This is a genomic window from Nostoc sp. UIC 10890 (assembly GCF_054786515.1).
The window spans coordinates 5,048,282-5,062,104 of sequence record NZ_JBSGKF010000001.1 but is presented as its reverse complement, the minus strand read 5'-3'; the positions used below and the strand labels follow the sequence as shown (position 1 = coordinate 5,062,104).

General features: G+C 42.8%; 10 protein-coding genes. 7 read left to right on the top strand and 3 right to left on the bottom strand.

Features of this window, described 5'->3' with window-relative positions; genetic code table 11:
• Positions 1-123: 123 nt before the first annotated feature.
• Positions 124-819 (top strand): response regulator transcription factor, encoded by a 696-nt coding sequence (locus tag ACWATR_RS20870; protein WP_460336507.1) that lies wholly within the window; start codon positions 124-126, stop codon positions 817-819.
• Positions 820-1,426: 607 nt separating this feature from the next.
• Here ACWATR_RS20870 and ACWATR_RS20865 read toward each other — a convergent pair.
• Positions 1,427-1,711, bottom strand: coding sequence for an Npun_R1517 family heterocyst differentiation transcriptional regulator (locus ACWATR_RS20865; protein ID WP_012408225.1), 285 nt, complete (start codon positions 1,709-1,711; stop codon positions 1,427-1,429).
• A gap of 868 nt (positions 1,712-2,579) precedes the next feature.
• On the opposite strand from ACWATR_RS20865, the gene ndhM reads away from it, so the two are divergent.
• The 4 genes from ndhM (at position 2,580) to ACWATR_RS20845 (ending at position 8,529) form a co-directional block, all read left to right on the top strand.
• Positions 2,580-2,939, top strand: coding sequence for an NAD(P)H-quinone oxidoreductase subunit M (gene ndhM, locus ACWATR_RS20860; RefSeq protein ID WP_229459698.1), 360 nt, complete (start codon positions 2,580-2,582; stop codon positions 2,937-2,939).
• Between the two features lie 587 nt (positions 2,940-3,526).
• The gene (locus ACWATR_RS20855) at positions 3,527-5,818 is read left to right on the top strand and encodes a protein phosphatase 2C domain-containing protein (RefSeq protein ID WP_460336503.1); all 2,292 of its coding nucleotides are present in this window, start codon (positions 3,527-3,529) and stop codon (positions 5,816-5,818) included.
• 337 nt (positions 5,819-6,155) lie between these two features.
• Positions 6,156-7,733: a CHAT domain-containing protein gene (locus ACWATR_RS20850; protein WP_460336500.1), complete on the top strand. Its 1,578-nt coding sequence runs from the start codon at positions 6,156-6,158 to the stop codon at positions 7,731-7,733.
• Positions 7,734-7,881: 148 nt separating this feature from the next.
• The gene (locus ACWATR_RS20845) at positions 7,882-8,529 is read left to right on the top strand and encodes a hypothetical protein (RefSeq protein ID WP_460336498.1); all 648 of its coding nucleotides are present in this window, start codon (positions 7,882-7,884) and stop codon (positions 8,527-8,529) included.
• Positions 8,530-8,877: 348 nt separating this feature from the next.
• Here ACWATR_RS20845 and ACWATR_RS20840 read toward each other — a convergent pair whose 3' ends face one another.
• Together ACWATR_RS20840 and ACWATR_RS20835 are read right to left on the bottom strand one after the other, a co-directional pair.
• Positions 8,878-10,260, bottom strand: a complete 1,383-nt coding sequence (locus tag ACWATR_RS20840) for a PrsW family glutamic-type intramembrane protease (RefSeq protein ID WP_460336496.1) — start codon at positions 10,258-10,260, stop codon at positions 8,878-8,880.
• Positions 10,261-10,700: 440 nt separating this feature from the next.
• On the bottom strand, positions 10,701-11,303 hold the full coding sequence (locus tag ACWATR_RS20835) for a DJ-1/PfpI family protein (RefSeq protein ID WP_460336494.1): 603 nt from the start codon (positions 11,301-11,303) through the stop codon (positions 10,701-10,703).
• A 436-nt stretch (positions 11,304-11,739) separates the two neighbouring features.
• Between ACWATR_RS20835 and ACWATR_RS20830 the strand changes: the two genes are divergently transcribed.
• A complete protein-coding gene (locus ACWATR_RS20830; protein ID WP_460336491.1) occupies positions 11,740-13,089 on the top strand; it encodes a PAS domain-containing sensor histidine kinase in 1,350 nt (449 codons plus the stop codon).
• Between the two features lie 249 nt (positions 13,090-13,338).
• The gene (locus tag ACWATR_RS20825; RefSeq protein ID WP_181928574.1) at positions 13,339-13,776 is read left to right on the top strand and encodes an RrF2 family transcriptional regulator; all 438 of its coding nucleotides are present in this window, start codon (positions 13,339-13,341) and stop codon (positions 13,774-13,776) included.
• Positions 13,777-13,823 lie beyond the last annotated feature (47 nt).

Genomic DNA, 13,823 nt, shown 5'->3' with positions numbered 1-13,823 from the left:
AACCTTCCCTAAGTGCGGCTGCAAAGTATCTGTGAGCATGGGTTTCACTTTTAAAACCATACTTTGCACAATGGTTGTCAACTTTCGCTAAATTGGAAAAAGGAAAACTCAAGGAAATCTTAAATGTCAGCACAATTGTTACTGGTGGATGATGAACCAGGGATACGGGAAGCCGTGAAGGATTATTTGCAAGAGAGCGGTTTCAGCGTTCAAGTCGCCAGTAACGCCCTTGAAGGTTGGGAATGGATGCAGATGAATACACCTGACTTAGTGATTTCCGATGTGATGATGCCTCAGGTGGATGGCTATCAGTTCTTGAAGCAACTGCGAGAAGATGCCCGCTTCCAAGCACTCCCAGTAGTGTTTTTAACTGCTAAAGGCATGACAGGCGATCGCATTCAAGGATATCACGCTGGTGTTGATGCCTATCTTCCCAAACCCTTTGATCCAGATGAGTTAGTCGCCATAGTCGAAAATTTGCTAGCCCGCCGCGCTTCTAAGACTACAAGTACAGGAGATGACTCTGAAACCCCTGATCTTGCTGAACTAGCCAATCAGATTGCCCAAATTAAGGCATTGTTAACTCAAAGAAATGCCATTTCTCAATCGCCAGCGCCTTTCAAAATTGATTTGACTCCCAGAGAACAAAGTGTTTTGAACTTGGTCGCCGAAGGGTTGATGAACAAAGAAATCGCCCGTCGCTTAGAAACCAGCGTCCGCAATGTGGAAAAATACGTCAGCCGTTTGTTTAGTAAAACCGGCACCAATAGCCGTACAGAGTTAGTTCGTTTTGCTCTAGAACACGGTCTTGCTAAATAGGTATTGGGGATTGGGTATGGAGAAGAGACAAGGTAGACAAGGAAGAGGGGGAAGACAGGGGAGAGAATTGTTCAATAATTCCCCCCTTGTCCCCCTTGTTCCCCTCATCTCCCCCCTGCTCCCCTACTCCCCTGCCCCTGGGTAATTGGTAATAGGTAACTGGCTGCTAAACCATAACCTATTACCAGTAAGATATAAAACATAAGTATTTCAGCAAACTAGGCACTTAGCTCAAGCAAAAAGCTAAAAGAAAGGTTATTTATTTTTACTTTGGTCTTTTAGGCTTCCATTTGATTCGCGCCTGTTGTCCAATTCCCCATCTGTAAAGACACAGGATTTTATTCTTCCTGCAATGTTTTTATAAAAACTCGGTAAAATGCACCCGGCTGAATTTGCTCTCAGATTCTACCAGTACCCTTTGCTACAAAGTTTTTAATAGCGGAAACTGTTCCTGGGACTTTGTGCTGCTAAATAAGACCTTCAAAAAGTAGAAACCACAATATTTAATGAATCCTACTAGCTGTTTAGTTTTTATGGCAACGGGGATATGGGATCAACATTTGATTTGATACCCAATTCACGTTTTTTCATTACTTAAATTACACCTTTAAGTTGGGGGATTTTCAGCAGCATTACGCAAGCGCATAAGCTGGCGTCGCATTTGAGGAGAGGCTTTAAACTCAGACACTTCCTGTGCTTTAACGGACGCTTGCAGCGTCTCTAGAAAGTCATCAGAACCTTCGGTTAAAGCATCAAGTAGCACCTGTAATAGTTGCTCGCGATCGCTCAATAAACTCTTTTCCTCAATCAACCTGAATTTGAGATGGATTTCGCACTCATAAACACCTACTTCGAGATTATTTATCTGGCGTGGTAATGCTTTGGAGTTCATAGCTATTGAGATTCCTTTACTTGGTTGTCATGAGGGTAAGGAGGTAGATGTCCAGCAAAATTCTTTATATCTCTTTTGAATCCAAAGTGCTTGAATTAAGAATTTTTCTTCATCAATCATCTTTGTATTCCATTTCACTCTCCTGTGTTGTATTTTCAAGCTAGATTTTCAGTGTCTAGATTTTGACGTTTCTGTGCCAGATGTAGCTTATGGTAAGCCATAACTATTATTCAGTTTTTAAGATTCTACACAATAAAGTTTCTGTAAGAAGTTGTTGAACCTTTTTAAAGGTTTTTACATCAACTTTATGTTAACGTCAACAACAGTTTGACTTGTTACTCTAATTTTGGTGTTTATACGTAAGTAAAACCGCTGAAGTTTTGGGAGTTTATTAAAGCCAGCAGTCGATGTAGCCCTATTCAGTGAAATTACTTGATGTACGTTTTTTGCGATAGAAAATTCAGGATAAATTGATGAGCATAATTATTGATTTCAAAACTTTTGTTCTCCACAAAAAAATGTACACAGATCAAATTATTACTGCCAAGTGCTTTCCCCTACTGTCTTTTGGGCTTGATTAGTAAAACAAAATTTAGCAGTAGGTAAGATTAGTACACCAAATAAAAATACTCAGCCCGGAAATTTTTACATAAAAATAATTGGACTACTGTCAGTACTAGCAGTTAACTTTGTCTTCAAGTCATAACAGAAGTAGCACGCTAATCAGTACAGGTGATATTTTTACTTATGCCTATTCAATATACTCTTTTGAAATTGTGTTCAAAGCTTGTAAATTGAGAGCATTCAAGCGCTGAATATAGCGTCTACAATAATTTCAGTGTAATTCACCCAAATCTTACACCCTTTTATGGATAACCCGATGCTGCTCAAGTCCACAACCCGGCATGTCCGCATTTTTGCAGGCGAGATTGACCGGGATGGCGAACTGGTTCCCAGTCAACAAGTCTTAACGTTAGATATTGACCCAGATAACGAATTTAACTGGAATGAAGATGCGCTGCAAAAAGTTTATCGAAAATTTGATGAACTAGTAGAAGCATCTAGTGGCGCAGACCTCACCGACTATAACTTGCGCCGTGTAGGGTCAGACTTAGAGCATTATCTGCGATCGCTCCTGCAACTCGGCGAGATCAGCTACAATCTTTCTGCCCGTGTCACCAACTACAGCATGGGAGTCCCCCAAGTTGCCATTGACGACAAACAATAAGCGAATGAGTTGATGGCAGGCTGGCTGAACCTTTTTAACAATTCAGTTCATCTGCAAAAGTCCACCAAAAACCTAACCCCCTAACCCTCTTACTGACCTGGAAAGGGGGAAAATCCCAAGTCTCTCTCCTACTAGGGGAGAGATTTAGAGAATTTAGAGAGAGATTTTCTTGATACGTCAGGTACTTTTGCCCAAATTATATTTGCTATTCTTAATTCTTAATTAAAGTTAATTGTTGCTATCCTACTTATAAACTAAATAAATACCAACATTATCTGCTTCTTGATGATGGGGTAATTCAGTAAAAGCAAATAGCACAGTTATGCTTGGGTTATGCTTTGGGAACAGGGTTGGAGTTAGTTGCCTTGGCGATGAAGAGTCACAGGGCAATAAAAGCTATGATGAGGCTGTAGGGTTGAGTTGGGAGCGTATTCTTTGGATAAGTAAGTATTAGCACCTGCTGATATCCGCCAGCTAAAATCATCATCTAAAGTCTGGGTATGTCAAGTTTAAGAAAGATGAGCGGTCTAGATTGTCCCTACTAATGTTATTAAAGAAATTGCCAATCGCTGATCGGTGCGAAAACTATGGAAAATGACGCGGCAACGCTCTACTGTCCAAACGAAAATTGTCAGGCTGCCAACCCCCTGACTCATAAGTTTTGCCAGCGATGTTCCACGCCCCTACCTAAAAATTACCTCTGGGCTGTGGTAGATGGCCCAAGTGTGGGTAGCCCTGGAGAAATATTAGCCGATCGCTATTTAGTCGTTGATAAATTTCTTCTTTTAGATACAAAGCCTGGTTTATTATCGCTAACGCCTGAGTTAGATAATTTACAGCCCCTAAGAGCTTACCTGAGACTCATCCCCTACCGTTTACACGTACCACAGGTATACGGTGTGCTTTTTGTAACTGACGGGCCGTCCCATCGAGAAATATTACTCCTAGAAAAACCGCCACTATTAGTAGATGACACTCTCCAACAAGTGCATTTGGGCAGCGAGTTAACCACCGCTTGGCATGATGCTACATCGATGCGCCAACTGAATTGGTTATGGCAAATAGCTCATCTGTGGCAACCTCTTGCGAGTGAAGGTGTCACCTCTAGCTTACTTGACTCATCTGTATTACGGGTAGAAGGATCATTAGTACGTTTGTTGGATTTGCGTTTCGATACCGAAGTATCACCAGAATTGCCCCAATTAGGTGAATTTTGGCAGCAGTTAGTCAAGAATGCTAAACCAGCCATAACTGAATTTGTCGAACGCATCAGCCTTTCCTTAATTCAGGGAGAGATAAACTCAACCGATCAATTAATCGGAGTTTTGGATCGGGGATTGGCACAATTAGGGCGATCGCAAACACCCACGATCAAAATTATCACCAAAACCGACACTGGCCCAAGTCGCCAACGGAACGAAGATGCCTGTAGCCCTCTTAGTGGGACTCTGGTAAGCAAACCACCCCAGCCAACAGCTTTAGCAATTGTCTGTGATGGCATCGGTGGCCACGAGGGTGGCAATGTCGCCTCAAATTTAGCCATTGAAACGATCCAGCAGCAGGTACAGCAACTCACAAAAGTTCCCTACGATCACATAGATCCATCACTGCTGCTGAATGACCTAGACAAGGCAGTGGCAATGGCCAATGACAAAATTAGTCAGCGCAACGACGTTGAAAATCGCCAAGGGCGTCAACGCATGGGCACGACTTTAGTCATGGCATTGCCTGTTGCTCACGAAATGTACATCACCCACGTTGGTGATAGTCGTGCTTACTGGATTACACGTCACGGCTGTTATCAAGTTACCCTCGACGATGATGTTGCCTCCCGCGAAGTGCGGCTAGGTTATGCTATCTACCGTGAAGCCATACAACAAAATTCTGCTGGCTCTCTTGTCCAGGCTTTGGGCATGGGGCCGAGTACTGCATTGCATCCCACATCGGCACGGTTTATGCTCGATGAAGATGCTGTTTTTCTGCTCACATCCGATGGTTTGAGTGATTTTGATCGGGTGGAGGAGTACTGGGAAACAGAAATCTTGCCGATTCTAGTTGGGGAAGCAAATATAGTAAATGTTGCGGATAGATTAGTCGAAATCGCTAATACGAAAAATGGACACGATAATGTCACCATCGCTTTAGTCCACTATCAAGTTCAATACTGGGAACCAGAAATCACCATCCAAGCAGTGATTCCAGAGAGTTATTCTGCTAAAACTGTTGATTTTGCTTCCAGAAAGCCTGACGCAACACTTTTAGGTGGCCAAAACCACAAAACTCAGGTCATTCCCGATACTGAGCCTGCCAAAACGCGCAGTTTACCGCTACAGTGGATAGTTCCGTTAATATTTGTGTTAGCAGCAGGTGCTCTAGGATTATTCGTCAAGCAATTGCGATCGCCATCAGGAGCCTCTCCAGTTTTTTCCAATCCATTACAAACTCAAAACCCTGCCATCGAAGCGACACCCGAAACGCGATCGCTTGCGAAACTTTCTCCTGGTTGGGTAATTAAAACCAACAATGACATCTCCTTGGGAAACAACCAATCACTTCCTCGTGGGACTTTTTTAGAAGTTATTGAGAGAAAATCAAATCCCCAAAGTACTCCTGGGAATTTTTCAGTGTTTATGAAAGTCTGTGCCAATAAAAGCACACAAGCTCCAGCTAATACTAATAACCCAGCACCAACTTCCTCAGTTCCAGCAAATTCAAAACCTTTGCCAGCAACAGTATTACTAGACTCCTCCCAACTGAACCGTTTTGGCGTCTCTGTTTTACAATCAGACGCACCAAGTCCATGTAAAACCGTCACACAACCACCAGATCCAGCCACTCAATCACCTAACACCAGTCCAACTTCATCAAATACTCGATAAACTGGTAAAAACCTGAAATAATAACAGGTAACAATCAGAGTAAAAACTTACAAGGTCAAAAAAGTAGAAAATTTTCACCTTGGAGAATTGTTATCAAAACAGAATTCAGGAGTCAGGAGTCAGAATTCAGAATGAATTATGTACGACTGGTAGATAAATAACCGAGTTTAAGACCCCACCATATTTCTAATTTGGTGCAAAACAATTAATATCGGGTTTAAATCCCCTACTCATTTATTCTGAATTCTGTTAGCGGATAGCTAAGGTTTAGCCCATTCTGGCTTCTGAATTCTTCTTCTATTGAAATTATTTTTGTAGCTTTTAGTTTAATGAATCCATGCCATCCCTGAATTTGGCGATCGCCCGTCTCCGAAATACTGGCACTGACAACTTCGCCATTTGGGTGGTCAAGGCTCCATATCCCAGTGGCTACGTCTTACGTGACTGTGTATGGCCTGTTGAACTCACCCAAGTTTGGCAAGAATGGCAGCAGATGTTTGCTGGTCACGATCGCCTAGATATCTCCCCAAACCCAACATCTCAAAAAGCCAACCCATTCCCCATAGATTGGATTTCCCCCCCTTCAGGTCAAACTACTGGCCCCTACAGCAGTCGTCTGATGCAATACTTGGGAATGAATTTATGGCGCTGGGTATTCGACGGGCAAATTCTTGGGAGTCTAGAACGCAGCCGTGGTATTGCTATGGGTCAGCATACACGTTTGCGCTTTCGACTAGAAATTCGCGACCCGGATCTCATTGCTTTCCCTTGGGAAATTATGCAACGTGAGCCGGGGCAATCGGCTATGTCTCTTTCCCAAGATTTGCTATTTAGTCGCACCAGCAGTGAAGTTGACGCCTTACCGTATTTGCGAACTGACCAAGCTTTAAGTATCCTGCTGGTTTTAGGTCATGATAACAAGAAGCTGCAACTGGAACAAGAAGCTGCTATATTACAGCAAATTCTTGTAGATACGCCTGGTAATTCCCAAAGATATGCACCTTGTGTAGTGAATCAACTCATCCAACCAACTCCACAACAGTTGATTGATCAATTAGAAACCAAAGCATACAATGTTTTCTTTTACGCTGGACATGGTTTGCCAGACCCAGATGGTGGGTTACTGTTTTTGCGACAAGACATGCCCCTCAATGGAATAGAATTGGCGCAAGTATTGACCCGTACAGGTGTGAAACTAGCTGTTTTCAACGCCTGTTGGGGCGCACAACCAGCTGCAATCAATCATCAAGCTATTCCTGCCAGCAGTTTAGCAGAAGTACTGATTCGTCATGGAGTGCCTGCGGTTTTGGGGATGCGCGATGAAATCGCTGACCACGAAAGCCACAGTTTTATTCAAGCCTTTACCGAAGCTTTGCGATCGCACAAGCCAATTGATGAAGCCGTAGCACAGGCTAGACAAGAGTTGTTAACACTGTATAAATTTAATCAACCTGCTTGGACTTTGCCTGTTCTCTACCTGCATCCAGATTTTAATGGCGAACTAATTAAGAATCTGGATGAAGGTATTACTGAACTACCAGATACAGCCATTCCTGATATAGGTTCCCCGCTTCCGACTGCAAGTTTACGATCGCTCACCCCAAAAGGTAAAACCTGGTTACTACGTAATGGAGTCACCCGCATCGGCCGCACGAAAGATAATGATATTGTCATCCCCGAACCATCTGTATCCAAACGCCACGCCGAAATCTTTTGCCGCAATACTCTTACTGATGCTACATTGGTGCGAACTTATTACTTGCAAGATTTTTCCACTTACGGAACAACCTGGTTTTTAGGGCCTAATGGCTGGCAACAAATCCTCCGAGAGGAAGTCCCATTGAAATCGGGAATGCAGGTAAAGTTTGGAAGTGCTAGAGGTGAAACCTGGGAGTTTGTAATTCAAGACTCCTAGCAGAGCTATTGCATAAATGGATTTTAATATTAATCATCAGCTTTTAAAATCTGCTTTTTTTTAGAGAAAAAATCAACAGTTTTTGCGGAAATCTCCTCTGAGAAATTGTAGCTGTCAATACCACCAAATAATCGTGAGATCAGAAAAAATGGCTAATAAAATTAACGGCTCAGACACTTTCTCTTCTTTGCCATCTCAAGTAGATTTAGAGTTATTAGAAACCTTACTCGAACCAGAGGATGCTAACTATCCCTGGAATCCAGGTGATGAAGAATCAGAAGCTTATTTTCAGGAACTAGAACAACAGTTCGGAATGGAAGATTTGCAGGGCGTTGAACTGACGAAGCGATCGCAAGATTTTTACAACCATCTAGATACACTTTGGTCTGGTATTACTGCTACGCCAGACGACAATGACAACCTACAACAGGCAGTAGTACTGAATCTTCAAGAAACATTACGCACTACATTTTCCGCCTGTGTCCCCCAAGCATTGCTCAATACCATCGCCACCAAAGCTGCTGAAATATTTGCTGCTCGCCAATTAATGAGTGAGCAACTAGTTGAGTGCGTTCAGACAGTACTACCAACTTGGGGAACAGAGGATCTTTTAGTTTTGGCTCGTCCTTTTGCTTACGCTATGCGAAGTAGTGAATCACACAATACTGCATCTGCACTCAGTAATCTTAACAATAGCGAATGGGCAGCTTTATCAGAAGTAGAGAAAGCCAAGGTTAGTTTAGCGATCGCTTCTTACGCTTTTACTCAACTCAATAATTCTCAGTCTGAACTATGAATGGGGAATGGGGAATGGGGAATGGGGAATGGGGAATGGGGAATGGGGAATGGGAAAAGAAAAAACTTTTTATCATACGTTGTGTTCGGACAACCCAGGCTTTGCGTTCACTCTGTTTAGACGCGTCTCTTGCAAAGATGTTGGTTTGCACGATGGAGAGGGGCAAAGAAAGAGTCGCAAGTCAAGAATTTTACAGCAGTTCTAATGACTTTTATTTTCGTAGGTATAATTACTCCATTATAGTAGCTAACATTACGCTAATTTTCAAACTAGGCCATCTATCCCAAGAGGTAAATATTTAAGCATTAGGCATTGGTTATTTCCCCATCTCCCCCATCTCTCCCTCTCCTATTTTGGGCCTAGAAATCGGGTAGCAAAATTTTGCGATCGCGTCGGTGACAGCGCCCGTGCTTTGAGAATTGCTGCCATCAAAAAGGCATAAGATAACACCCCAACAACTACCAACAGCAAAGCATTGATTGATCCTGTAGCATTCCAGAGAGCGTGGAGCGCAGAGGCACTAAGATAACCAATAGAAAGTATTTGCCAACTTCTACTGGGTTTAAGAACAGCCAACCCGATAAAATAACCCAGGTAGCCACTATAAGCCATGTGTCCGGCTACAGAGCCTAAAATTCGCGGAATTAGCAGTTGTAAACCCGCGAGTTGACCAGCTGCGCCTATACCCACCTGTGCAGTAACATTTTGAGTGATATCTGGCACATACTGTCCGAGGGTTTCCAAGAGAGTAAAGCCTACAGCAGAAGCCGTTCCCAAGAGAATACCATCTAGAGGTTCCAAGACTCCAATCCGTTCCCGCCAAGGTGAAGGTAATCCACTACCGATAAAATATGCGCCGATTACAGGTAATGCCTTGAGTAATTCCTCCATCAACCCAGCGCCAAAAAACATCCGTACCAACAACTCTGTGAAAGTAATAGATTCTTGGGGTGAGGGCAAGTTTCCAGGAAGAATGCCGCGAAACACGAAGATAAATAGATCCAACACCGGACTTATTAAAATCAGTGTCGTACTTAATGCCGCAGCCATTAGCACCCACCAAGGCTTCTGTTTGCCGCAAAGTTGGTAAACAAAATAGTAGGCAGCGAAGGCGATGTAAGTTGCGACGATCACTTGATTATCTTGGGGCCGACCGACTGTAGCAAACATCAGCACCACAAAAATTACGGTCAGTATTCCCGGTACAAGATAAGCCTTACTTGTTAAATCTTTACCAGTGGAAATAATCGGAAAAAGTTGGGTGAAGCTAACAGAATCTGGCTGCTTTAATTGTGTGTGACCGTGGTAGTTTGTCGCCGAAGGCAGTGGTGTAACTTGGTTCACTGTCGTCGCCGGGGTGAGTAAGGTATACTCGTACTCAAAAACGTATTGCGGCCCATCAGCACCTAGAGAAATGCGATCGCCTGGGTGCAATTCTTGACATTCATACAAGCGCTGTCCATTCAAATAAGTGCCATTAGCACTATTCAAGTCACAAAGCACCCAGCTAAATTTGCTATCTGGGGATACAGAGAGGGGACGAACCACTGCATGACGACGAGATACCATTCGGTATTTCATGGCATCCAAGACAACTTGGCAGCTGGGGTCGCGTCCAATTACCATTTCTTTACTGGGGGGCAGGGAGTAGCGAGATTCTGATCCAGAAGCTGCCCCATTACCAGACACTAGCCGCAGAAATGCATTATGTCTTGCGTTTTTGCCTGTCATCGATAAGAAGTGCGTTTCTAAACTAATTCTTCACATAATTTGGCAGCAGGACTAACCTTAGCCACATTAACAGCAGCATTGCTAAATCCACTATAGCTTCACTTACTGCTAAGAAATTTAAAATTCTAGAAGCAAAATTTCAAATTGTTTCACCCAATGTAAATAAGTATTCCATTTACTGAGAGTTTGTCCTAAACGTGGCTTGTCAGGTGGATAAATCAGATTGTATTGGTGCTTTGCTTTTGACATCCTAGCTGCAAATTCAACCCACGGCAATTTATTAAAAAATAGTAGTTTTTACTGCATTTAGTTCTATTCCAAAAATATATAATTTTCAGTCGTCTGTTGTGAATAAGTAAGGTCTTCTCCCTACGCAAATAGCGTCTCGTAGAGAAGGGGAGACGCTTTAGGGCATAGCGCAGCGTAATGCTACTGATAATTTAAACAACTGTACTCAGTTCTGGGTGTTCAATCTTAGTTCCAAGTACTTTGAGGAATTCTGCCAGCCAACGGGGGTGAGCAGGCCAAGCTGGTGCTGTCACTAAGTTACCGTCCACTATTGCCTCATCAACAGGGATATCGACATAAATTCCTCCAGCACTCTTAACATCTGGACTACAAGCAGGATAACCAGTACATTTCTTACCTTGCAATACATCAGCAGCTGCCAATAACTGCAAGCCGTGGCAGATGGCAGCAATCGGTTTGTTTGTTTGGGCAAAGTAACGGGTGATTTCTAGCACCTGCTGATTTAGGCGGATATATTCTGGTGCCCGTCCTCCGGGAATGATTAAGGCATCATAGGTTGCGGCTTCGACTTCTGCAAAGGTAGCATTCAAAGTAAAATTGTGACCAGGTTTTTCGCTGTAAGTCTGATCTCCTTCAAAGTCGTGAACTGCTGTCCGCACCTTGTCGCCAGCTTTTTTGTCTGGGCAAACTGCATGGACAGTGTGTCCCACCATTTGCAATGCCTGAAAAGGAACCATCACTTCATAGTCTTCTACATAATCGCCAATCAGCATCAAAAGTTTTTTTGCAGCCATATTTTTGTTACCCTCATCTATTAGTCAATAGTCAATAGTCTAAAGTCAATAGTTAATAGTTGTTTCTCACCGTTATACAGAATGAGAGTGCTATTGCTCAGGCTCATTCATGTTTTGGATGGAGAGCTTTTGTTAGCAATGCTTCAAAGAACATCTTATTCTATCGGGCAAGGTAAGAGACGCGATAAATCGCCGTCAAGACAAAGGACTGATTATTGTAAAGACGGCGATTTATCGCGTCTTTGCGAACTAGGGGGTGTCATCAAAAAACCTTATCTGAACCTGATTGTATCCTCTCCTTACGTCTTTGCATCAGCCTTAACTATAAGGGTTCATAAGAACTTGACATAACTGCTAAACTCCAAAAGCTAAGATCCTCTAAGTAGGGAATCTAAAAGAAAACCCAACTTTAGATATCCAAATTAGGAGCAAGAGCGTGAATTTGGACGATTTAGCCTTGCAAATACACAATATGCGGCAACGCGTTGCCCTTTTGCAACGCCAGAGTGAACAGCAAAAAGCACAGGAAGATATTGAACTCGTCACCGCAGTATTCAGAGAAGTTCACCTAGCTTTGGAAGAACTGCAATTAGTTAATGAAGACCTAAAGCAGCAGAATGAAGAATTATCCAACGCTCAACAGGCTTTGGTAGCACAGCGTCAACGCTACCAAGAACTATTTGAGGAAGTACCAGACGCTTATTTTGTCACTGATATAAAAGGGGTAATTCAGGAAGCTAACTCAGCCGCTACCACTCTACTCAACATTTCCAAAAGTTTCCTGTTGGGTAAACTTCTAGAGATTTTTGTGCTTGAGAAAGAAATAATAGCTTTTCATTTGAAACTGAATCATCTGCGCGATCGCACTGAAACCTCAGAGTGGAAAATACAAGAGTGGGAAGTAAACCTGCGACCGCGTGACAAAACACCCATTATTGCTGCGGTTAAGGTGGTTGCTATCCGTAATCAACAAGGTAAGTTAGTTGGTCTGCGCTGGCTAGTGCGGGACATTAGCGAAAGCAAGCGAACCCAAGCCAAGCTGCAATGGGCAGAAGAGGCGATGCGACAAGCACTTGCCAAAGAAAGGCAGTTTAGTGAACTGAAATCCCGCTTGCTCACCACTACATCCCATGAGTTTCGCAACCCTTTGGCTACCATCCACTCTTCTGCGGAATTACTAGAACATTATCGCCATCTCTGGAGCGATGAGCGACAAAATACCCACCTGCGTCGCATTCAAACATCCGTTATGCATATAACCCAGTTGTTGGATGATGTATTGGTGCTGAATCAGGATGAAACAGGCAAGTTAGAGTTTAATCCAACACCTCTGAATTTGGTGGAATTTTGTGGTGATCTCTTAGAAGAATTACAACAGAGCGATCGCTCACAACATGCGATCGCTTTTAGCAGTGAGTACCAATGCACATCAGCTAACTTAGACGCTAAACTACTGCGGCAAATCTTGAGTAATTTATTCTCGAATTGTCTAAAATACTCTCCCATTGGTAGCATAGTTAAATTTTCTGTCACCACTGCTAACGATCAAGCTATATTCCAAACTCAAGATTCTGGTATTGGCATTCCCGCTTCTGACATTGAACATATCTTTGAACCCTTCCATCGCGCTAGTAATGTAGGTAATATCCCAGGAATGGGATTAGGGATGTCCATCGTCAAGCAAGCTGTAGATTTGCATGGCGGCGAGATTATTGTCGAAAGTGCGATCGGCGTGGGAACTAACTTTACAGTCATTTTGCCATTTTCAATAAATTTGCATCTATAGCGGCATTGAGTTGAAGGCTAGACACACTAGGCGTTGAAGCCACTTTCCATTTAGGAAGACTGTACAATAATCAATCACTTTTATTTATTGAATTAAAAAATAAAAGTAATTGCTGCTATGCTGAAAGGTCTTTAAAGTAGAGTTAGCCGGTCAACAATAAGTTGATTGTAAAGTTTTCTTTAGCAATAGCTTAAAGAAACAGACTCAAAGACTTTGTATCTTTAAGTGTGAGTTAAAAATATTACACCTGTGGTGATATCTAATAAATCAGAATACGCGCTTCTCGCTCTGTTAGAGTTGGCAACCTGCTACCCTAAAGGTGAAGCTTTGCAAATTCGAGAAATAGCGGCATTGCAAGACATCCCGAACCGCTATTTGGAACAACTCCTCGCAACATTAAGACGTGGAGGTTTAATTAAGAGTATACGCGGAGCCAAAGGTGGCTATGTTCTGGCGCGAGACCCCCAGAAGATTACAGTATTCGATGCTTTTAGCTGCATGGAAGGGTCAGATATTGTTGTCTCTGATTGTGAGCCGACTCCCAACACGGTAGAAGGTGAACTAATTCAGGAAGTCTGGCAGGAAGCACGTCAGGCCGCTAACTCCGTTTTAGAAAAATATACACTCCAAGACCTTTGCGAACGAAGATCAATGCGACAGCAGAAGGAACTAATGTATTACATTTAAAAAGGATGGAGTGGGAAAATTTTTATCCTTAGTTATAACGACATAAA